Annotated in this window: 21 protein-coding genes, 2 tRNA genes and 1 rRNA gene; 22 read left to right on the top strand and 2 right to left on the bottom strand. The window is 46.1% G+C overall.

Features of this window, described 5'->3' with window-relative positions; genetic code table 11:
* The first annotated feature begins 3 nt into the window (after positions 1 to 3).
* The 4 genes from yabN (at position 4) to JOD03_RS10900 (ending at position 3,135) form a co-directional block, all read left to right on the top strand.
* The gene (gene yabN / locus JOD03_RS10915; RefSeq protein ID WP_204591047.1) at positions 4 to 1,464 is read left to right on the top strand and encodes a bifunctional methyltransferase/pyrophosphohydrolase YabN; all 1,461 of its coding nucleotides are present in this window, start codon (positions 4 to 6) and stop codon (positions 1,462 to 1,464) included.
* A gap of 1 nt (position 1,465) precedes the next feature.
* The gene (locus JOD03_RS10910; RefSeq protein ID WP_204591045.1) at positions 1,466 to 1,756 is read left to right on the top strand and encodes an RNA-binding S4 domain-containing protein; all 291 of its coding nucleotides are present in this window, start codon (positions 1,466 to 1,468) and stop codon (positions 1,754 to 1,756) included.
* 433 nt (positions 1,757 to 2,189) lie between these two features.
* Positions 2,190 to 2,600: an FtsB family cell division protein gene (locus JOD03_RS10905; RefSeq protein ID WP_204591043.1), complete on the top strand. Its 411-nt coding sequence runs from the start codon at positions 2,190 to 2,192 to the stop codon at positions 2,598 to 2,600.
* 97 nt (positions 2,601 to 2,697) lie between these two features.
* Positions 2,698 to 3,135 (top strand): S1 domain-containing RNA-binding protein, encoded by a 438-nt coding sequence (locus JOD03_RS10900; protein WP_204591041.1) that lies wholly within the window; start codon positions 2,698 to 2,700, stop codon positions 3,133 to 3,135.
* Positions 3,136 to 3,627: 492 nt separating this feature from the next.
* On the opposite strand, the gene JOD03_RS10895 is transcribed toward JOD03_RS10900, so the two are convergent.
* Both JOD03_RS10895 and JOD03_RS10890 read right to left on the bottom strand, forming a co-directional pair.
* A tRNA-Glu gene (locus JOD03_RS10895) sits at positions 3,628 to 3,699 on the bottom strand.
* A gap of 10 nt (positions 3,700 to 3,709) precedes the next feature.
* Positions 3,710 to 3,786: transfer RNA gene (locus JOD03_RS10890), tRNA-Met, on the bottom strand.
* Positions 3,787 to 4,038: 252 nt separating this feature from the next.
* On the opposite strand from JOD03_RS10890, the gene JOD03_RS10885 reads away from it, so the two are divergent.
* The 18 genes from JOD03_RS10885 to JOD03_RS10800 all read left to right on the top strand — a co-directional run.
* Complete coding sequence (locus JOD03_RS10885; RefSeq protein WP_204591039.1) at positions 4,039 to 4,350, top strand: hypothetical protein; 312 nt, start codon at positions 4,039 to 4,041, stop codon at positions 4,348 to 4,350.
* Positions 4,351 to 4,369: 19 nt separating this feature from the next.
* Positions 4,370 to 5,728 (top strand): tRNA lysidine(34) synthetase TilS, encoded by a 1,359-nt coding sequence (tilS, locus tag JOD03_RS10880; RefSeq protein WP_204591037.1) that lies wholly within the window; start codon positions 4,370 to 4,372, stop codon positions 5,726 to 5,728.
* The gene (hpt, locus tag JOD03_RS10875; RefSeq protein ID WP_204591035.1) at positions 5,722 to 6,264 is read left to right on the top strand and encodes a hypoxanthine phosphoribosyltransferase; all 543 of its coding nucleotides are present in this window, start codon (positions 5,722 to 5,724) and stop codon (positions 6,262 to 6,264) included. Before tilS ends, hpt begins: the two co-directional genes overlap by 7 nt.
* Before the next feature lie 177 nt (positions 6,265 to 6,441).
* Positions 6,442 to 8,418 carry an ATP-dependent zinc metalloprotease FtsH gene (gene ftsH, locus JOD03_RS10870; RefSeq protein ID WP_204591033.1) on the top strand — a complete coding sequence of 659 codons (1,977 nt, stop codon included), beginning with the start codon at positions 6,442 to 6,444 and terminating at the stop codon, positions 8,416 to 8,418.
* 87 nt (positions 8,419 to 8,505) lie between these two features.
* Positions 8,506 to 9,291, top strand: a complete 786-nt coding sequence (locus JOD03_RS10865; protein WP_204591031.1) for a type III pantothenate kinase — start codon at positions 8,506 to 8,508, stop codon at positions 9,289 to 9,291.
* Positions 9,284 to 10,171, top strand: a complete 888-nt coding sequence (hslO, locus tag JOD03_RS10860; protein WP_204591029.1) for an Hsp33 family molecular chaperone HslO — start codon at positions 9,284 to 9,286, stop codon at positions 10,169 to 10,171. Before JOD03_RS10865 ends, hslO begins: the two co-directional genes overlap by 8 nt.
* Positions 10,149 to 11,075 (top strand): peptidyl-prolyl cis-trans isomerase, encoded by a 927-nt coding sequence (locus tag JOD03_RS10855; RefSeq protein WP_204591027.1) that lies wholly within the window; start codon positions 10,149 to 10,151, stop codon positions 11,073 to 11,075. The genes hslO and JOD03_RS10855 overlap by 23 nt, the downstream gene beginning before the upstream one ends.
* 71 nt (positions 11,076 to 11,146) lie before the next feature.
* Positions 11,147 to 12,073, top strand: coding sequence for a cysteine synthase A (cysK, locus tag JOD03_RS10850; RefSeq protein WP_204591025.1), 927 nt, complete (start codon positions 11,147 to 11,149; stop codon positions 12,071 to 12,073).
* A 108-nt stretch (positions 12,074 to 12,181) separates the two neighbouring features.
* Positions 12,182 to 13,594, top strand: a complete 1,413-nt coding sequence (locus JOD03_RS10845) for a chorismate-binding protein (RefSeq protein WP_204591125.1) — start codon at positions 12,182 to 12,184, stop codon at positions 13,592 to 13,594.
* A complete protein-coding gene (gene pabA, locus JOD03_RS10840; RefSeq protein WP_204591023.1) occupies positions 13,591 to 14,181 on the top strand; it encodes an aminodeoxychorismate/anthranilate synthase component II in 591 nt (196 codons plus the stop codon). Before JOD03_RS10845 ends, pabA begins: the two co-directional genes overlap by 4 nt.
* Complete coding sequence (gene pabC / locus JOD03_RS10835; protein ID WP_204591021.1) at positions 14,181 to 15,032, top strand: aminodeoxychorismate lyase; 852 nt, start codon at positions 14,181 to 14,183, stop codon at positions 15,030 to 15,032. Before pabA ends, pabC begins: the two co-directional genes overlap by 1 nt.
* Positions 15,029 to 15,871: a dihydropteroate synthase gene (folP, locus tag JOD03_RS10830; protein ID WP_204591019.1), complete on the top strand. Its 843-nt coding sequence runs from the start codon at positions 15,029 to 15,031 to the stop codon at positions 15,869 to 15,871. Before pabC ends, folP begins: the two co-directional genes overlap by 4 nt.
* The gene (gene folB, locus JOD03_RS10825; RefSeq protein WP_204591018.1) at positions 15,871 to 16,236 is read left to right on the top strand and encodes a dihydroneopterin aldolase; all 366 of its coding nucleotides are present in this window, start codon (positions 15,871 to 15,873) and stop codon (positions 16,234 to 16,236) included. Before folP ends, folB begins: the two co-directional genes overlap by 1 nt.
* The gene (folK, locus tag JOD03_RS10820) at positions 16,233 to 16,739 is read left to right on the top strand and encodes a 2-amino-4-hydroxy-6-hydroxymethyldihydropteridine diphosphokinase (protein WP_204591017.1); all 507 of its coding nucleotides are present in this window, start codon (positions 16,233 to 16,235) and stop codon (positions 16,737 to 16,739) included. The genes folB and folK overlap by 4 nt, the downstream gene beginning before the upstream one ends.
* Positions 16,691 to 16,918, top strand: coding sequence for a helix-turn-helix domain-containing protein (locus tag JOD03_RS10815; protein ID WP_204591016.1), 228 nt, complete (start codon positions 16,691 to 16,693; stop codon positions 16,916 to 16,918). The genes folK and JOD03_RS10815 overlap by 49 nt, the downstream gene beginning before the upstream one ends.
* 34 nt (positions 16,919 to 16,952) lie before the next feature.
* Positions 16,953 to 17,927: a tRNA dihydrouridine synthase DusB gene (dusB, locus tag JOD03_RS10810; RefSeq protein WP_204591123.1), complete on the top strand. Its 975-nt coding sequence runs from the start codon at positions 16,953 to 16,955 to the stop codon at positions 17,925 to 17,927.
* 147 nt (positions 17,928 to 18,074) lie between these two features.
* Positions 18,075 to 19,565, top strand: a complete 1,491-nt coding sequence (gene lysS / locus JOD03_RS10805) for a lysine--tRNA ligase (protein WP_204591015.1) — start codon at positions 18,075 to 18,077, stop codon at positions 19,563 to 19,565.
* A gap of 506 nt (positions 19,566 to 20,071) precedes the next feature.
* Positions 20,072 to 20,134, top strand: a 16S ribosomal RNA gene (locus tag JOD03_RS10800); the annotation flags it as partial.

The raw sequence follows: 20,134 nt of genomic DNA, 5'->3' as shown, positions 1-20,134 counted from the left end.
TATATGCCGGCACTTACAGTAATTGGACTAGGAGCAGCGGAACTCGATCAGCTGCCGTTAGGTCTTTATAAATTTATAAAACAAGCAAAATCTTTCTATATTCGTACGGAAGATCACCCGGTCGTGCAAGAGCTTGTGGAAGAAGGAATCACATTCACAAGTTTTGATGCGGTCTATGAAAAGCACGAAGAATTTTCAGCAGTCTACCGTGAAATCGCGGACAACTTGATTGCACTCGCTGCTAAAGAAGATGTGATTTACGCGGTACCTGGCCATCCACTCGTTGCGGAACAGACCGTCCAGCACTTGATTGAAGCAGAACGCGAAGGGAAAGTGTCTCTTCAAATTAAAGGCGGACAAAGCTTCCTCGACCCTTTGTTTACTGCAGTACGTGTCGATCCGATTGAAGGCTTTCAGCTACTGGATGGGACCGCAATGCGACGCGACGACATTCAGATGAATCAACATTTGTTCATCGGCCAAGTGTATGATGCGTTTAGTGCGTCTGAAGTGAAACTGACCCTGATGGAAAAGTATCCAGACGATTTCCCAGTCACAATCGTGACGGCAGCGGGTTCTTCTAAGGAAGTTATTCGTACTGTGCCCTTATTTGAACTTGACCGAGGAATGGAACTATCGAATTTGACGACGGTTTACGTACCGCCTGCTAACGAGCGTGAACAGCGCTACAAAGAGTGGCAGACCTTCCGCGAAATCGTAGCCATCCTGCGCAGTCCAGCAGGGTGTCCATGGGACCGCGAACAAACGCATGAGTCATTAAAGCGCTACGCTATTGAAGAAGTCTATGAATTGATCCAAGCCATCAACGAGCAAGACGACGAAGCGATTGTCGAAGAACTTGGCGATGTGTTGTTGCAGGTATTCTTGCACGCACAGATTGGAGAAGACGAGGGATACTTCAGCATGGAAGACATCCTTCAATCGATTTCTGAGAAGATGGTGCGCCGTCACCCGCATGTCTTTGGAGAAGTGACAGTGAACTCTTCTGGGGAGGTCCTCTCGAACTGGCAAGCCATTAAGGAAACGGAAAAGCCAAAGGTCGAGCATCTGTTACAAGGGCAGCGCCGCGAAGAATCGTCTCTACTGACATCGTTCAACTTCCAAAAGAAAGCGGCGACGGTTGGGTTTGATTGGCCGGATGTAGCAGGGGCTTGGAGCAAGTTTGACGAAGAGTTACAAGAGTGGAAGCATGCGATTGAACATGGGACGCTAGAGCAACAAGTCGATGAACTTGGTGATGTGTTGTTTACACTTGTGAACCTATCACGTTTCTTGAAACTTTCACCAGAGCTTGCGATGCAGCAAGCGAACCAAAAATTTGAGCGACGCTTCCGCTTTGTCGAAACTTCTGTCCGTGAAGGACGTGGGGACTTTGGCGACTACACGCTCGATGAACTTGAAGAGTTCTGGCAACAAGCGAAGCACGAAGAAAGAAGGGGTTAATATGCGTTTAGATAAATACTTGAAAGTGTCACGTCTGATCAAACGACGTACACTCGCAAAAGAAGTGGCCGTCCAAGGACGGATTGAAATCAACGGCAAGACAGCGAAAGCAAGCAGTGAAGTGAAAGCAGGAGACGAACTACGCATTCGTTTTGGACAAAAGATTGTCACAGCACGCGTCGAGAGTATTCGTGAAAATGCGAAGAAAGAAGAAGCAGCGATGATGTTCACGATTTTAAACGAAGAGCGATTAGCGAAAGTAGAACCAGAATTTATCGATGATGCGGAGTAGCCCAAGGGCATACTCCGTTTTTCTTTGTCATACAGTGAAGGGAATGAAAGGAGAGACGACTTGACCTATACTCAAGAAACACCTTTATCTTCCCTCACTAGCACGGATCATCACATCTCCCTCCGCAACCGAAAACGCATGGATGTCACAGCCGTCAAAGCAATGGAGCGCTGCGCTTTATCATCAGGTTCTCAAAGATCCCATACGTCTCATCGGAAGGGGGATGGACCTGGTATTCATGAGACCACTTTGGAAGTTTCTTCACCTTCTTGTGACCATAGTGCGCTTGCTCGTAAGAATTCTTGTCAAATTCGTGGCAATTCTCTACCGATTGACCTATAGAGGAAGCGGAAAAATATTTCCAACTACACTACAAAGAAACCTGAAAGTTCGGTATACTATAGGCAAACCACGTAGGAGGGGGGGAAGCCTGATGAATCAAAATGATCGGACCAATCAATTAGAACAACAAATTTCATCGATCAATTCCGAATACGTGCGCTCCGTGGAAAAGAAAAAGAAACGCCAGCAAGCGCAACGCGTGCGCCTCTATCGTCGTCTATCGGTTTTTGGATTACTCGCGATTGCGGTCATCGGCTTTCTTGTTCACTCCCTTGTCTCTAGCCAGCAGACCTTAGCGAATAAAAAAGCTACACATGTCGAGGTAGAGCAAGTGTTAACGGAGACTCTTGATCACAAAGAGTCATTAGAACTTGAAATTGCGAAATTAAATGACGATGAATATATCGGTAAACTTTTGCGGAAAGATTATTTCCTATCTGAAGAAAATGAACTGATTTTCACTCTTCCAAAAGACAAGGAAGAAGATAAATCGGGCGAGTAAAAGAGTGCCATGATTGACACTCTTTTTTTGTTGGTTATAATTAAGATAGCGTGGCGTAGTACGTCACAGTGTATTTTTAAGGAGGAGCATTTTTTTTATGTCAATTGAAGTAGGCAGCAAGGTAGAAGGTAAAGTAACAGGGATCACAAACTTCGGCGCATTCGTAGAACTGCCAGGTGGGAAAACAGGTCTGGTTCACATCAGTGAAGTTGCGGATAATTATGTCAAAGATATCAACGATCACTTAAAGGTTGGCGATATGGTCGAAGTGAAGGTGATGAATGTTGAAGCGGACGGGAAGATTGGATTGTCAATCCGTAAAGCGAAACCGCAAGCTGAACGACCTGAGCGTCCTGAGCGACCACAACGTCCACGTAACAACAATTTCCGATCAAATGATCGTGATCGTCCACAACCAAAAGAGAACTTTGAATCAAAAATGTCACGTTTCTTAAAAGACAGCGAAGAGCGTCTTTCTACACTTAAACGTGCAACTGAATCTAAACGTGGTGGCCGTGGCGCAAAACGAGGCTAATCCTATTGTCTGACTACGCGTAAAAAAGTGTTCATAACATAGAGTGTGTCAAACCGTCCCTTCAATTGAAGGGGCGGTTTTTTGTATGGGGAAGGTCTTACTAGTAAGATCTTAAGAAATGAAGGGTTTGGCCTGCGAATTAGTTTCCATAATATGAGCAATGTCGGAATGGGGACCGCTAATGTAAGAATGGAGCGAGTTAATGTCCTAATAGAAGCCACTAACGTCACAATTAGCCGGATGAATGTACTAATCAATCTGCTAACGTACTAAAGTCAGTGGCGTTCTCCACATCTAAAAGAAACGAGTTTCGACTCTAAATGGAATCGAGTTGCGCCTCCTAGAAATCCCGCAAAAAGCCATCGCAGCCCATGAAGCAAAAAGCGCTTCACGGTCCACGCTGTCATTTCGCACAATTTCTGAACAGTCGGCTCCACATCTAAAACTAAAAAAACACCAGCCCGCATATCTTATGCGAACCAGTGCTTGTTATGACCCCTACGGGATTCGAACCCGTGTTACCGCCGTGAAAGGGCGGTGTCTTAACCGCTTGACCAAGGGGCCGAAATAAAAATGGTGGCGGCCGAGGGGATCGAACCCCCGACCTCACGGGTATGAACCGTACGCTCTAGCCAGCTGAGCTAGGCCGCCTTGTTTTTTTCGGACAATTAGTATCATACAAGCGTAGCGAAAAGAAGTCAATACAGTTTTGAAAAAAAGAATGAAAAACGTCGAATTCTTTTTTTTCTTTCCCCGCACAGCATGACAGATTTTTTCCGTCTAACGCCGTATGCTTTTGCATAACAGAAAGGGGAATTTGTTATGCGTTTACTTTCAGTACCACAACCATTCCATCGATTGGCGTCTTAGAGGGGGCATCTTGTCCAAAAAGAAAAGTGGGTGGTGACAGCATTTTTTTATGGTTATCATTCTTCTGCACTCGTCGAACAAAGTATGGAGTTGAAACACGGCGACCAAATATGGATGATTTCTGATGGAGTGTTCCAAGAAACGATTGAACTTGATGTGCAGGAACAACACTATATGGCGTGGTGGACAGAAGAGTCTCCGACCGCTGCTGAATTTATGGAATGGAAAACGCGATTTTTTGGAACGGCGACGGATGATCAAACCGTCATCTGTCTGCATGTCTCGAAGCGTTTGCCAAGTTGGTCTCTTTTTACTCCCCGCCAAGTGACCCGCGTGGTAAACTGAACAAAAAGGAGGCGTGACAATGGAGCAAGAGGTACTGACTTACATGACCGAACATCACATGATGTACCAAGGGAAGCGAATCCTTCTGGCCTGTTCAGGGGGGGCTGACTCTGTTGCGCTTGTCCGCTTTTTTCATCACTATGCGCAGCAAAACAATTGGATGCTCGGTATCGTGCATGCAGACCACGGATTACGAGGAGACGCATCAACTCAAGACCGAGTATTTGTGGAAGCTCTTGCTGAACAACTCGACATTCCTGTTTATAGTAAAGAGCTAGCTGTGAAAGACAAGCTTCAAAATGGTGGGAATACACAGCAGGTATGCCGCGAAGAGCGGTATGCCTATTTTGCATTTATCCTAACAACATACGGTTACGACGTGTTGGCACAAGGGCATCACGGGGATGACCAAATTGAGACCGTATTGATGGAGCTAGTCCAAGGCCAAGGGATGCGGGGAATACCGGAACAGCGGGAATTCGCTGGGAAACCTTTAATCCGCCCCTTGCTCAGTGTGAACCGCACAACAATCGAACGCTACTTACATACCCTTCATCAACCGTATAGAGAAGATGCAAGTAATGAATCTACTACGTATATGCGAAATCGCTTCCGGCAACGGGTCCTGCCATCTTTATACGAAGAAAATCGCACACTTGATCAACAGGTGCGGCGGTTAGTCGAAGAACGCAAGCAAGATGAAGACATTCTCCAAACACTGGCACGAACAAAATTTGACGAGCTCGTGACATTTCAAGAAGGTTCTCTAACCCTTGATACGACTGAATTTTGCGAAATGGCGATTGCTTTACAACGTCGGTTCATTCTTTTAGTATGGAAGTACTTGCAACCGCATGCCTCTGCCCTATCCGCTTCAACTGTCGCTTCCATCATTCAAGTGACAGAACGGCGAGAGGGTACGCAATCGGTCTCTCTTCCAAATGGCTACGTGTGGACACGTGCTTATACAACGGTGACGGTGGCGAAGGGAGATCAAAAACCTATCCCACTTTCCGGTGCGCTGCCAGTTGATGAATGGGTTTCAATTGGTCAAGACATGCAGCTCCTCATCACGCAAAGTGACAAAATGTATGAAGGAGAACGGTGGTATGCAGTACTCGAAAACGAGGATTTCCCGCTTCATATTCGCACGAGACGAATGGGTGATGTACTCGATCTAGGAACCCATCACAAGAAGGTATCACGACTTTTCATCGATTCAAAAATCCCGCGTGAAAAACGTGAGGGCTGGCCCCTGCTTGTCACACAAAAGAATGGTATACTAGGACTAATCGGCCTACGCCATAGCAGCCGGCTGACAAAAACGAAAAAAACCCCTTGGGTGATATGGATAAAACAGGAGGATTCCACATGTTAGAAAAGGATATTCAAGAAATTTTATTAACGGACGAGCAAATTCAGGAGAAGGCAAAAGAACTTGGTGCAGTTCTCTCACAAGAGTACGCAGAAAAGTTCCCACTTGCGATCGGTATTCTGAAAGGAGCTATGCCGTTCATGTCTGATTTAATGAAACATGTGGACGCATACGTTGAAATGGACTACATGGACGTTTCTAGTTACGGAAACGCAACTGTATCTTCTGGTGAAGTAAAAATCGTGAAAGATTTGAACACAAGTGTGGAAGGTCGCGACATCATCATCGTAGAAGACATCATTGATAGCGGAAAGACACTTAGCTACTTAATCGACCTCTTCAAATACCGCAAAGCAAAATCCATCAAAATTGTGACACTTCTCGATAAACCATCAGGCCGTAAAGTGGATCTAGAAGCAGACTATGTAGGCTTTATCGTTCCGGATGCTTTCGTGGTCGGCTATGGTCTTGACTATGCAGAACGCTACCGCAATCTGCCATACGTAGGTGTATTGAAAAAAGAAGTTTACTCGTTTTAAGTTGAACATCTTGGAATAAAGGCATTTCATTGTACGTGCTAATTTTCCTATGATAAGATATTCTATAGTTTTTTGAACGACAAGAAAGTGGAAAAACTTTCTTTCATCACCTAAAAACACCTCATCTCGACCGTTTTGAGATGTGATTTTTTGACTAAGTCCGTGAGGAGGCTAGGAATGAATCGAGCACTGCGCTACGCGATATTATATTTATTGATTTTTTTTGTGATCGTTGGGATATTTGCTACGTTTAATCAAAGCGGAGCGCCAACAGAAGATCTGACAACAGATCAGTTTATTACGGCCATGGAAAATGGTGAAATTGAAACGTTTACATTACAACCTATGAACAACGTGTATGTAATCACAGGTGAAAAAGTCGGTGCAAAAGAAGGCGAGACTTTTAATGCCCGCATTCCATACAACGGTCAGTTCTCAGAGCAAGACATCTATGAGATTGCTGATGCGAATGGAACAGAATGGGATACTGAAGAAGCTCCACAAACAAGTGGATGGGTACAGTTCTTAACGGGACTTCTACCATTCCTAATCATCATCATCTTGTTCTTCTTCCTATTAAGCCAATCACAAGGTGGCGGAAACCGTGTGATGAACTTCGGGAAGAGCAAAGCGAAATTGTACGATGATAAGAAAAAAGCAAAATTCGAAGACGTTGCAGGTGCTGACGAAGAAAAGGCGGAACTTGTAGAGGTCGTTGACTTCTTAAAAGATCCAAGTAAATTCGCAGAACTTGGTGCACGTATTCCAAAAGGGATCTTACTAGTTGGTCCTCCAGGAACAGGGAAAACGTTACTTGCTCGTGCTGTAGCCGGGGAAGCTGGCGTACCATTCTTCTCGATTTCCGGTTCGGATTTCGTTGAGATGTTCGTAGGGGTCGGGGCATCCCGCGTACGTGATTTATTCGAAAACGCGAAGAAAAACGCACCGTGTATCATCTTTATTGATGAGATTGATGCAGTAGGTCGTCAACGTGGCGCCGGCTTAGGTGGCGGTCACGATGAGCGTGAACAAACATTGAACCAATTATTAGTTGAGATGGATGGTTTCGGAGCGAACGAAGGAATTATCATCGTTGCCGCAACGAACCGCCCAGATATTCTTGACCCAGCTCTTCTTCGTCCTGGACGTTTTGACCGTCAAATTACGGTTGGTCGCCCGGATTTAAAAGGTCGTGCAGCGGTACTTAAAGTACATGCGCGTAACAAACCTTTAGCAGAAGGCGTAGATTTAAAAGCAATCGCACAGCGTACACCAGGCTTCTCAGGTGCAGACCTTGAGAACTTGTTAAATGAAGCAGCACTAGTTGCAGCACGCCGTAACAAACGTAAGATTGATATGCATGACATTGATGAAGCAACAGACCGTGTTATCGCAGGTCCTGCGAAATCAACAAAAGTTATCTCTGAAAAAGAGCGCAAAATCGTGGCATTCCACGAAGCTGGTCACGTAGTTATCGGCTTATCGCTTGATAACGCAGAGACAGTGCATAAAGTGACGATTGTCCCTCGTGGACAAGCCGGCGGATACGCAGTAATGCTTCCGAAAGAAGATCGTTACTTCATGACAAAACCTGAACTTCTTGATAAAGTTTCCGGACTTCTTGGCGGTCGTGTAGCAGAGGACATCGTGTTTGGCGAAGTCTCGACAGGTGCACATAATGACTTCCAACGTGTGACGGGCATTGTCCGCAGCATGGTTACAGAATACGGAATGAGTGACAAGCTTGGACCGATGCAATTCGGTCAATCGCAAGGAGGCAACGTCTTCTTAGGACGTGACTTCAATTCGGAGCAAAACTACTCCGATGCGATTGCCTATGAAATCGACCAAGAGATGCAGCGTATGATCAAAGAGCAATATGCGCGCACAAAAGAAATTCTAACGGAAAAACGTGATCTTCTAAACTTGATTGCTGAAACATTGCTTGAAGTGGAAACACTAGATGCAGGGCAAATCATTCACTTGAAAGAGCACGGCACACTTCCTGAACGTAAGTTTGAAGAGCCAGCAGTTGAAGAAGAAACGACAGATGCAACAGGCGCACCGTCTGATCCGACGACGGGTGACTTACCATCTGAAACATCTTCTCAAGATGCAGGTCCTGACAATCCAATTCAAGAAGACCGTAAATAATAGAAAGCGTAAGTGCCGCTCTGGTGCTTACGCTTTTCTTTCTCTTAATTGGCTGTGGTATGATTCAAGGTGAAATGAGGGACATGTATGATACTCGTAATGGATATCGGAAATACTAACATTGTGCTAGGCGTCTATCATAACGACCAGTTGCAACACCACTGGCGAATGGAGACGGATCGCATGAAAACGGAAGATGAATATGCGATGCAGGTGAAGGCCTTGTTTCAACACGTAGGTCTTGCATTCGAAGATATCGATGGCATCATCTTATCGTCTGTCGTACCGCCGATCATGTTTTCGCTAGAAGCCATGTGCACCAAATACTTTAAACAAAAACCTCTTGTTGTAGGACCGGGTGTCAAGACGGGCCTCAACATCAAATATGAAAACCCTCGAGAAGTGGGTGCAGACCGCATTGTCAACGCAGTGGCTGGCATACACTATTACGGAGCCCCCCTCATCATCGTAGATTTTGGTACGGCAACGACCTATTGCTATATCAATGAACGCGGAGATTACATGGGTGGTGCAATTGCACCGGGCATCGGGATTTCGACAGAAGCGTTGTTCTCACGTGCGAGTAAATTACCGCGGATTGAGTTGACGACGCCTGGTCATATCGTTGGCAAAAATACGGTTTCTGCGATGCAGGCAGGAATCGTCTACGGCTATGTTGGCCAAGTCGAGGGAATCGTCAACCGCATGAAGCAAGCGGGTACGAAAAACGCAAAAGTCATTGCAACGGGTGGTTTAGCGCCGCTGATTGCTGCAGAAACTAAAGTCATTGACCAGATAGACCCCTTTTTAACTTTAAAAGGCTTGTATTTACTTTATAAACGAAATGAGAAAGTAGGAATAAACAATGAGTGATTATTTAGTACGCGCTTTAGCGTTTGATGGACAAGTACGTGCATTTGCAGCACGGACAACAGACATGGTAGGAGAAGCACAACGTCGCCACGACACATGGCCGATTCCTTCAGCGGCACTTGGTCGTTCGATGACAGCCGCTGTTATGATGGGTGCGATGTTAAAAGGAGACGACAAATTGACGGTCAAAGTGGAAGGCAATGGCCCCGCAGGACCGATCATTATTGATGCCAATGCGCACGGAGAAGCACGTGGATACATTACCAATCCACATGTGCATTTTGATTTAAACGAGCAGGGCAAGCTTGATGTGCGTCGCGTAGTTGGGACAGAAGGTGCGCTAACAGTTGTGAAAGACCTTGGCATGCGTGACTTCTTTAGTGGCCAGGTGCCTATCGTATCGGGAGAGATCGCAGAAGACTTCACGTATTACTACGCAACGTCTGAGCAAGTGCCATCTTCTGTAGGGCTCGGTGTTCTTGTAAAACCAGACAACTCAATCCTTGCAGCAGGTGGATTCATCATCCAATTAATGCCTGGCACAGAAGATGAGACGATTACAGAAATTGAAAACCACTTGGTGCGTATGGAGCCTGTTTCTAAGCTGATTGAACGTGGTTTGACTCCAGAAGAACTGTTACAAGAAATTTTAGGAGAAGACAATGTCACGATTTTGAATAGCCAACCAGTATCCTTTAGCTGTAACTGTTCGAAAGACCGCTTTGGTGCAGCGATTATTTCTCTCGGACCAGACGAAATTCGTGCTATGATTGAAGAAGATGGCGGTGCTGAAGCGCAATGTCATTTCTGTATGGAACAGTATCACTATAACGTAGATGAACTGGAGACAATGATTGATGAGGCAAAACGTCCAAACTGAACCACGTAAATCAAAACGATTAAAAACAAAACCAGCCCTTCTTGTCATGGGAATCCTACTACTTGGAAACTTACTGTGGTTTATTGCTTGGCTGATTCCAAACGATACCGGCAACACGGAAACTGTTGCAGAAGTAGAAGGAGAAGCGATTCGCCATGAGGAATGGGTGGCTGAGATGGAATCGCGAGTCGGTCGTGAGTCATTAGAAGCCTTGGTGAATGAAAAAGTAATGGAAGCGGCAGCGGAGAAACATGCGATTGAGGTCACGGATGAAGAAATTGAGCTTGAGCTCGCTCTTTACCGCAGCGCAACAGAAGCTACAGACCAAACCTTTTTAGGGTTGAATGAAGAGCAGATGACCAAGAAAATTCGTGCACGGATCATCTTGGAAAAAGTGCTTGCAAAAGATGTCGTAGTGGAAGACTCGGCACTTGAGGCCTATTATGAGCAAAATAAGACACTATATGAAATACCAACTTCCTATGATGTCAAAGCCATCTTTGTACCTTCACAAGAAGAGGGTGACTCTGTTCGACAAGAACTTGAAAATGGATCGTCTTTTGAAGGGTTGGCACGTGAGCGCTCGACAGATGCAAGCACAGCGTCTCTTGGTGGCTCCCTTGGCTTTATCAGTGCGAATACAACAGCGCTCGACCCAAATCTCGTACGTGCAGCGGGAGAACTTGAGCCGATGGAACTGAGTCAACCCCTGCCACTTACGGATGGAAGCTTTGCAATTGTTCAGGTGCAGAGTGTATCTCCTGGCAACAGTTTTACATTTGAACAAGTAAAAAATCATATTCAACGAGAGCTGGCGCTTGAACAACTTCCACAATCCGTGACACCACGTGCTTTTTGGGAAGAATTTGATGCAAGCTGGGTATATGATGGTAATAGGAACTAGTTGACAGACAATTTAGAGTATTGGTAAGCTAAATAAAACCTATCAAAAAACTAGGAATTAGGAGTGAGCGTATGGCGAGAACAGCACAATCCATTACAGAACTAGTAGGGCATACCCCTATTGTGAAATTGAATCGTGTCACAAATGAAAATGATGCAGAAGTCTACGTGAAATTGGAGTATTTTAATCCAGGGAGCAGTGTCAAAGATCGTATTGCCCTTGCAATGATTGAAGCTGCCGAAAAATCAGGCGACTTACAACCAGGTGCTACGCTTGTGGAACCTACAAGTGGAAACACAGGGATCGGACTTGCGATGGTAGCTGCTGCAAAAGGCTACAATTCTGTACTTGTCATGCCAGATACAATGAGTATGGAACGTCGCAACCTGTTGCGTGCGTATGGTGCTGAACTTGTGTTGACACCAGGCGCTGATGGGATGAAAGGGGCTATTGCGAAAGCAGAAGAACTAGCCGCTACAGAAGGCTACTTTATGCCGCAGCAGTTCAATAATGAAGCAAACCCTGAAGTGCACCGCTTAACAACAGGCCCTGAAATCGTTAAAGCCTTCGATACACTCGATGGTTTTGTTGCAGGGATTGGTACTGGTGGAACAATCACAGGAGCGGGTGGCGTCTTAAAAGAGAGCTTCCCGGGCATTCACATCGCCGCTGTCGAGCCAAAGGATTCCCCGGTCTTATCGGGTGGATCACCAGGTCCTCATAAAATCCAAGGAATTGGTGCAGGTTTTGTTCCAAACGTATTGGATACTGAGATTTATGACAGTGTCATCCAAGTATCGAATGAAGATGCCTATGCGACAGCGCGTGAAGTTGCAAAAGCGGAAGGGATTCTTGGTGGAGTTTCATCCGGTGCGGCTGTCTATGCGGCACTTGAACTTGCCAAGAAACTTGGAAAAGGCAAGAAGGTCCTTGCCATCATTCCATCAAACGGAGAGCGCTATTTGAGCACACCTCTTTACAACTTCGAAAACAATTAATTCTCTAGTTACTAGACCGTCCGAAGGGGCGGTCTTTTTTCTTTTCTAACGTCTCAAATACAGGTACACTTAAAGCACATTCTGGTGAAAAAAGGAGTAACCTCAGTGATCCAAACAACCGAAACTATCACATTCTCAGCATCCAAAGATGAATTTTATTATGGCTACCAAGAACTCGCAAAAAAAGCGAGCCGCCATGCGTTACTGGAAAGTGCGCGCGGTGGTAACTTGAGCACCGCGGCTTTCCACCCATTCGCAACTGTGCACTCTACCGAAGATGGCATACATATTGAATGGTCGGACGGGCGTATCGAAGCGCAGCAAGGGGAATCGCTTACGCTAATTGAGCAGCTCGTCAACCGTTACGCTATTTCTTACAATCCAGAGCTTCCCGATTTTCAAGGGGGCGCACTTGGCTTTGTGACCTACGATTATGCACGTGTCATCGAAGTATTACCAGAGTCTACAGAAGACGACTTGGGAATTCCGATGAACTTCTTTTATTTATTTGATCATTGGGCGGTCTATGATATCGCACATGAGCAAGTAGTGTTGATGAAGTTACCGAATGCAGAGGTCGACTTAGCAACTTGGGCAGATGAATGGAAAGCAGCCATTCAACAAGGAATCGCTACGCGTCTATTTGAAGCGGGAGCTGCTCGCGAAGTTGTTCAAGACGACAGCACGTTGCATGTCTCAATGAGTGGTCCTCAATTTGAAGCGGCTGTTCGTCGTATTCAAGAGTACATTGCGCAAGGAGATGTATTCCAAGTCAATTTATCTGTGCGTCAGTCGAAAGAGCTTGGTGTCGAGCCGGCTGTGATGTATGAAGCGCTGCGCACATTCAACCCATCTCCTTATATGGCATACATTCAAGCGGACGAGTTTGCAGTGGTTTCTGGCTCGCCAGAACTTCTTGTGAAGAAAAAAGGAATGGAGCTTTCTACGCGTCCAATTGCAGGCACACGCCCACGAGGTAAAGATGAAGCAGAAGATATCGCGCTCGCGAAAGAGTTGATTGACAACGAAAAAGAGCGAGCGGAACACGTCATGCTCGTTGACTTGGAGCGTAATGATCTGGGGAAAGTGTCACGGTATGGAACAGTGGAAGTAGATGAGTTCATGGTGATCGAGCGGTACTCACACGTGATGCATATCGTTTCAAACGTCAAAGGAGAACTTGGTCAAGAAGTGACGAGTGCTGCAATCGTTCAAGCCATGTTCCCAGGGGGTACGATTACGGGAGCGCCGAAGATTCGTACGATGGAAATCATTGAAGAACTTGAGCCTGTTCGCCGCGGTCTATATACAGGGTCTATCGGGTGGTTTGGCTATACGGGCGACCTTGAGTTCAACATCGTCATCCGAACGGCTTTTGTCAAAGACGGTATGGCGCATATCCAAGCGGGCGCGGGAATTGTGATCGACTCCATTCCTGCGGCAGAGTATATTGAATCCTTAAACAAAGCAAAAGCATTGTGGCAAGCAAAAGCCATGGCGGAAGGGACGAAACAGGCATGATTTTGATGATTGATAATTACGATTCATTCACGTACAATCTCGTTCAGTACATGGGCGAGATGGGACGCGAGATTCGCGTTGTTCGCAATGACGAAATCACGCTCGACGAAATCGAAACGTTGCAACCGGATATGATTGTTGTTTCGCCTGGACCGTGCACACCAAATGAGGCTGGCATCAGTCTAGATGTCATCACGCACTTTGCTGGCAAAATCCCGGTACTTGGCGTGTGTCTTGGTCACCAATCTATTGGGCAAGCGTTCGGCGGGAAGGTCATCCGCGCGGAACGTCTGATGCATGGTAAGACATCACCTGTTTTCCACGACGGTAAAGGTGTGAATGAAGGGATGCCGAACCCATTTCAAGCAACGCGCTATCATTCGTTGCTTGTCGAAAAAGACTCGTTACCAGAGTGTCTCGAAATCACGTCTTGGACAGAAGAGGGCGAGATTATGGGGCTGCGTCACAGGGAATTTGCGGTGGAAGGTGTGCAATATCACCCCGAGTCGATTATGACCGAGCAAGGGAAGAAGCTCATCCGCAACTTTATTGAAACGTATTGTGAACCGAAGGAAGTGTCGGTCTGATGGACTGCTGGAAAAACGGTGAATTTCTCACAAAAGAACAAGTCACGATTTCTCCCTATGATCACGGGTATTTATACGGACTCGGTTTTTTTGAAACATTTCGCACATACAATGGAGAAGTGTTCCTTTGGGAGCAGCACTGGGAGCGTCTCGAGAAGACGCTTTCTGCTTTTCGAATCGAGCTTACGTACACGAAACAAGAATTGCTTCAGGTTGTGCAGGGACTGACGCGACGAAATGGTGATGAAGACGGGTATTTTCGGTTAAATGTCTCAGCTGGTGTGCATGATATCGGATTGCAACCTGACCATTATCCGAATCCGACAGTACTAGTCATGCGCAAAGCGCTTCCGCCGACCGTGCGTGGTACAGAAAAGACAGCGAGTTGGATTGCAACACCGCGCAACTCACCGGAAGGGCCGACACGAGTGAAGTCGCATCATTACGGAAACAATGTGCTCGCGCGTTTCGAACTGCCTTCGCTTGCCGAGCAGGAAGGCTTTATGTGTACAGCTTCCGGAATTGTAGCTGAAGGTATCACTTCTTCTATTTTCTGGGTACAAAACGGGATGCTCTATACACCTTCCCTGGATACAGGAATTCTCAATAGCATTACGCGCCAGTGGTTGATTGACTACACGCACACAACTGGAATTCCAGTCAAAGAAGGGCATTATTCACGTGAACAAGTCGAACAAGCAGATGAACTTTGGGTGGTGAATGCGGTACAGGAAATTGTACCGATTCGAAAGCTCGAAACCTATCATTTCCCGGGAAATAATGGCGAAATCTATCGAAATGTACATGCAGCTTATGTGGATGCACTACCGAAAGGGGACGAACTAGCATGACAAAGAATTGGACGGCGCACGGTGTAACGCTCGATTTCTCAAAAGAGACGATTGTTATGGGGATTTTAAACGTCACACCGGACTCCTTTTCAGACGGGGGGCAATACAACTCTGTAGCACAGGCTGTTGCGCGTACGCGTGAAATGGTGGAACAAGGAGCTAAAATTGTAGACATTGGCGGAGAATCGACACGTCCTGGCTACACACCGATTTCTGATGAAGAAGAAATCGAACGGGTCGTTCCAGTTATCCGTGCCATTCGTGAGGCCAAAATTCCAGTCTTTCTTTCTATTGATACATATAAATCTGCTGTTGCAAAAGCGGCACTAGATGCAGGAGTCGACATTTTAAATGATATTTGGGGTGTGCGACGCGATCCGGGCATTGCGCAACTAGCTGCGGAGTACGGAGCACCATTGATTTTAATGCACAATAGAGAGTCGGCGAATTACCAAGACTTCTGGTCAGATGCGAAAGCGGACTTGGAAGAGTCGCTGAAGATTGCGAAAGACCACGGTGTTCATGATGAACAAATTTGGTTAGATCCAGGCATCGGGTTTGGGAAGAACACGACTCAAAACATTTTCATGATGCAATACCTTCCGGAACTTGTGGCAATGGGGTATCCCGTGTTACTTGCAACTTCACGTAAAAGTCTGATTGGCAATGTCTTAAAATTGCCTGTAGAGGAGCGAGTTGAAGGGACAGCTGCGACTGTAAGCTTCGGTATTGATAAAGGGGTGCACATGGTGCGTGTGCATGATGTAAAAGAATTGGTACGGACAACACGTATGATGGATGTCCTCGTTGGCAAAACACACTATGTGGAGGAAACCTAATGGATAAAATCTACTTAAATGATATGCAATTTTATGGCTATCACGGCGTGCTTCCGGAAGAGACCGTCCTTGGACAGTTGTTTCGTGTCACGGTCGAGATGGCAGTCGATTTAAGACAAGCGGGCGAGACGGATGATTTGGCTGCGACTGTTAATTATGCGGAAGTGTATGCGTTGTGTAAGGAGATTGTAGAAGGCCGTCCCTATCAATTGATTGAGTCGGTCGCTGAAAAGATTGCAGCTGCGATTCTCGATGGATACGCGGAGCAAGTGAAGGGGTGCAAGGTGTTGATTGTGAAGCCAACACCTCCTATTGCTGGGCATTACGCATCTGTGGCTGTTGAAATTACACGAGGTGAGGTATGAAGAAAGCGTACTTGTCAATCGGCTCGAACATGGGCGACCGCCTACAGTTCTTAAAAGACGCCGTCCAAATGGTGCAATTTGACCCAGAAATCACAGTAAAGACGGTTTCTTCTATATATGAAACAGATCCTGTCGGCTATACGGACCAAGCTGCTTTTCTAAATATTGCAGTCGAACTTGAGACGACACTGTCTCCGCATGAACTGCTCGCCGCATGTCAACGAATCGAACAAGAACTTGGGCGTAAACGTATCATTCGCTGGGGGCCACGGACTGTGGACCTTGACATTTTATTGTATAATGATGAAAATATAGAGTCGGATGATTTAGTCATTCCGCATCCGCGCATGGCAGAACGTGCTTTTGTAGTAATCCCACTGGCATCGATTTCTACGGACCCAGCACTTCATCAACTGGCAGCGGAATTCGATCCCGAGAAAGAAGGCATTCGCTTATGGACAGCATTCGATGGGGACGACGCATTCGTGCATACCGAAAGTTAAAACGGATGAGCCAGATTGAATTGGCGAGAATCCTGCAAGTGGCTCCAGCGACGCTTGGTAAGATTGAACGAGGTGTCAATGAGCCGACAGAAGTACAATGGACACAGATTGCCCAAGCCCTTGATATAGAATTAGAAGAACTTAAAGGTAGTAAGGAAGGTGAACAACGTGACACATAAGCCAACGAAGCCGTTCTCGATCGGCGGCATCGAGATGGACAACCGCGTTGTACTAGCCCCGATGGCGGGGATTTCAAACTCGGCATTCCGTTTGACGGTCAAAGAGTTTGGCGTAGGACTCGTATATGCTGAGATGATCAGTGACAAAGGAATTGTCCAGAAGAATGAGAAGACACTGAGCATGCTGTATATCGATGAGCGAGAAAATCCATTGTCTCTCCAAATCTTTGGAGGCGAAAAAGACACGCTCGTTGCAGCCGCTCAATATGTCGACCAAAATACAACCGCTGACATCATCGATATCAACATGGGATGTCCGGTCAATAAAATTATCAAGTGTGAAGCGGGTGCCCGCTGGTTACTTGACCCAAATAAGATTTACGAGATGGTCTCAGCTGTTGTCGACAAGGTATCCAAGCCCGTAACAGTTAAGATGCGTATCGGTTGGGACGAGGACCACATCCTTGCCGTAGAAAACGCGCAAGCAATCGAACGTGCAGGGGGCGCAGCAGTTGCTGTTCATGGACGCACACGTCAACAGATGTATGAAGGTCATGCAGACTGGAACGTCATTCGCGATGTGAAGCAGTCCGTTTCTATCCCGGTCATCGGAAATGGAGACGTGGAGACCCCGCAAGATGCGAAGCGAATGCTCGATGAGACAGGTGTAGATGGTGTGATGATTGGCCGCGCAGCTCTCGGTGACCCGTGGATGATTTACCGTACAGTAGAGTACTTAGAGTCAGGTGTACTGAAACCAGAGCCCTCTGTTCGTGAAAAGATTGATGTTTGCTTACTTCACTTTGAACGTCTTGCACAATTGAAAGGTGAGAAAGTAGCTGTACGAGAAATGCGCAAGCATGCCTCGTGGTACTTGAAAGGTATTCGCGGCAATGGTCGCGCTCGCACCGTCATCAATCAACTCGATGATGCAACAGAGATGAAAGCGTACTTGAATGCATTTGCAGAAGAGGCGATGACATCACAAGAAGAAATCGCGTATGTCTAAACAGAGCTATCACCTAGAGGTGGTAGTTTTTTTCATGGTAATAAACTGAATTCGCAGACTTCAGTTCAACGAGATGAAGTTTAAACGGAATTTGTGTACAATAGAACTATTGCAATCTGGCGTAGAACAGAGCGAAGGAGTGACACTATGTCGAACATGGAAGAATTAAACGATCAATTACAGGTGAGACGTCAAAAGATGACGACAATGCAAGAGCAAGGCATGGATCCATTTGGAACACGTTTTGACCGCAGTCACCTGAGTCATGAAATAAAAGAGGAGTTTGAAGGATACACGAAAGAACAACTCGACGAAACACCACATGAAGTCATCGCTGCAGGGCGCATCATGACAAAGCGTGGAAAAGGAAAAGCTGGCTTTGCGCACATTCAAGACCTGGGTGGCCAAATCCAGATTTACGTTCGTAAAGACGCAATCGGTGACGAGGCGTACGCAACATTCCTTACAGCTGATCTTGGAGACATCGTCGGTGTGAAAGGTTTAGTGTTCCGCACAAACGTTGGAGAACTTTCTATTAAAGCGACGGAATTTACGTTTTTGACGAAATCCCTTCGTCCGATGCCGGAGAAGTTCCACGGCTTAAAAGATGTTGAACAGCGTTACCGTCAACGGTACCTAGACCTGATGACAAGTGACAGCAGCAAAAACACATTCATCACACGTAGCCGTATCATCCAAGCGATGCGTCGTTACCTGGATAACGAAGGTTTCTTAGAAGTAGAGACACCAATGATGCATTCCATCGCAGGTGGAGCAGCGGCTCGTCCGTTCGTTACGCACCACAATGCATTAGATATGGAACTCTACATGCGTATCGCAATCGAACTTCACTTGAAGCGTCTGATTGTCGGTGGTCTTGAAAAAGTATATGAGATCGGTCGTGTCTTCCGTAACGAGGGCGTCTCGACTCGTCACAACCCAGAATTCACAATGATTGAATTGTACGAAGCATACGCAGACTATCAAGACATCATGAACCTTACAGAAAACCTGATCGCCCATATCGCACAAGAAGTACTTGGTTCAACGACTGTTCAATATGGCGATGACCAAGTCGATTTAGCACCAGGCTGGAAACGCTGGCACATGGCAGATGCAGTGAAAGAAGTGACAGGTGTAGACTTCTGGCAAGAGATGACCAAAGAACAAGCGCATGCTTTGGCAAATGAGCATGGTGTAGATGTAAAACCTTCTATGGAAGTAGGCCATGTACTGAACGAATTCTTCGAGCAAAAAGTTGAAGAGCTACTTGTGCAACCAACATTCATTTACGGACATCCGGTAGAAGTATCTCCTCTAGCGAAGAAGAATCCAGAAGACGGTCGCTTCACAGATCGTTTCGAATTGTTCATCGTTCGTCGTGAGCATGCGAATGCCTTCACGGAATTGAATGATCCAATTGATCAACGCGAGCGTTTTGAAGCGCAGCTTGTGGAAAAAGAAGCAGGAAACGACGAGGCGCATGAAATGGATGATGATTTCATCGAAGCGCTTGAATACGGAATGCCTCCAACAGGTGGACTAGGGATTGGTATCGATCGTTTAGTGATGTTATTAACGAACTCACCATCGATTCGTGACGTCCTTCTCTTCCCATTAATGCGCCACAGAGAATAGTTTAATAAATGAGAAAGCTCTTGCCTCAAGGAATATCGGGGCAAGGGCTTTTGTTTTGTTTGAGATAGAAGTTGCGTGAATTGTTTTTCTTCTTATAAGTATCCAGATGAAAGCACAATATCTAGTGAACAGTAGCAAGCATTCGACTAAATGTTGAATGCGGGAAACTTTGTTGAAAAAAGTTGAGTGAAAGTGCTTGTCTCTATCAAAATCCCGTGCTATAGTAATCAAGTTGCTAAATTACGAAATGCATCGAGAAAACTTTTTCAAAAAAGTGATTGACATCACGATTCGTAATTTGGTATCATATTAAAGTTGCCAAAACGAGCGGCGCATAAAATGAACATTGAAAACTGAACATGCAAGACGTCAAGATAGAGCGTCACCGCCCCGACCCCCGTTGGGTGTGCGTGACGTAAACACGAACCAAGTCGCATCCTTTAACGGGTTGTGATGGACGTTCAAAAATTAAGTCAGCAACAAAATGAGCTTACATTAAGTTCTCTTTTATGGAGAGTTTGATCCTGGCTCAGGACGAACGCTGGCGGCGTGCCTAATACATGCAAGTC

The organism is Chryseomicrobium aureum, from assembly GCF_016909155.1.
In the GTDB taxonomy this organism is placed as follows: Bacteria; Bacillota; Bacilli; order Bacillales_A; family Planococcaceae; genus Chryseomicrobium; species Chryseomicrobium aureum.
This window is presented reverse-complemented; position numbering and strand designations above follow the sequence as displayed.

Excerpts from the sequence above, each read along its gene's own strand:
- yabN (WP_204591047.1), top strand. The coding sequence starts at position 4 with ATGCCGGCACTTACAGTAATTGGACTAGGAGCAGCGGAACTCGATCAG.
- JOD03_RS10910 (WP_204591045.1), top strand. The coding sequence starts at position 1,466 with ATGCGTTTAGATAAATACTTGAAAGTGTCACGTCTGATCAAACGACGT.
- JOD03_RS10905 (WP_204591043.1), top strand. The coding sequence starts at position 2,190 with ATGAATCAAAATGATCGGACCAATCAATTAGAACAACAAATTTCATCG.
- JOD03_RS10900 (WP_204591041.1), top strand. The coding sequence starts at position 2,698 with ATGTCAATTGAAGTAGGCAGCAAGGTAGAAGGTAAAGTAACAGGGATC.
- tilS (WP_204591037.1), top strand. The coding sequence starts at position 4,370 with ATGGAGCAAGAGGTACTGACTTACATGACCGAACATCACATGATGTAC.
- hpt (WP_204591035.1), top strand. The coding sequence starts at position 5,722 with ATGTTAGAAAAGGATATTCAAGAAATTTTATTAACGGACGAGCAAATT.
- ftsH (WP_204591033.1), top strand. The coding sequence starts at position 6,442 with ATGAATCGAGCACTGCGCTACGCGATATTATATTTATTGATTTTTTTT.
- JOD03_RS10865 (WP_204591031.1), top strand. The coding sequence starts at position 8,506 with ATGATACTCGTAATGGATATCGGAAATACTAACATTGTGCTAGGCGTC.
- hslO (WP_204591029.1), top strand. The coding sequence starts at position 9,284 with ATGAGTGATTATTTAGTACGCGCTTTAGCGTTTGATGGACAAGTACGT.
- JOD03_RS10855 (WP_204591027.1), top strand. The coding sequence starts at position 10,149 with ATGAGGCAAAACGTCCAAACTGAACCACGTAAATCAAAACGATTAAAA.
- cysK (WP_204591025.1), top strand. The coding sequence starts at position 11,147 with ATGGCGAGAACAGCACAATCCATTACAGAACTAGTAGGGCATACCCCT.
- pabA (WP_204591023.1), top strand. The coding sequence starts at position 13,591 with ATGATTTTGATGATTGATAATTACGATTCATTCACGTACAATCTCGTT.
- pabC (WP_204591021.1), top strand. The coding sequence starts at position 14,181 with ATGGACTGCTGGAAAAACGGTGAATTTCTCACAAAAGAACAAGTCACG.
- folP (WP_204591019.1), top strand. The coding sequence starts at position 15,029 with ATGACAAAGAATTGGACGGCGCACGGTGTAACGCTCGATTTCTCAAAA.
- folB (WP_204591018.1), top strand. The coding sequence starts at position 15,871 with ATGGATAAAATCTACTTAAATGATATGCAATTTTATGGCTATCACGGC.
- folK (WP_204591017.1), top strand. The coding sequence starts at position 16,233 with ATGAAGAAAGCGTACTTGTCAATCGGCTCGAACATGGGCGACCGCCTA.
- JOD03_RS10815 (WP_204591016.1), top strand. The coding sequence starts at position 16,691 with ATGGACAGCATTCGATGGGGACGACGCATTCGTGCATACCGAAAGTTA.
- dusB (WP_204591123.1), top strand. The coding sequence starts at position 16,953 with ATGGACAACCGCGTTGTACTAGCCCCGATGGCGGGGATTTCAAACTCG.
- lysS (WP_204591015.1), top strand. The coding sequence starts at position 18,075 with ATGTCGAACATGGAAGAATTAAACGATCAATTACAGGTGAGACGTCAA.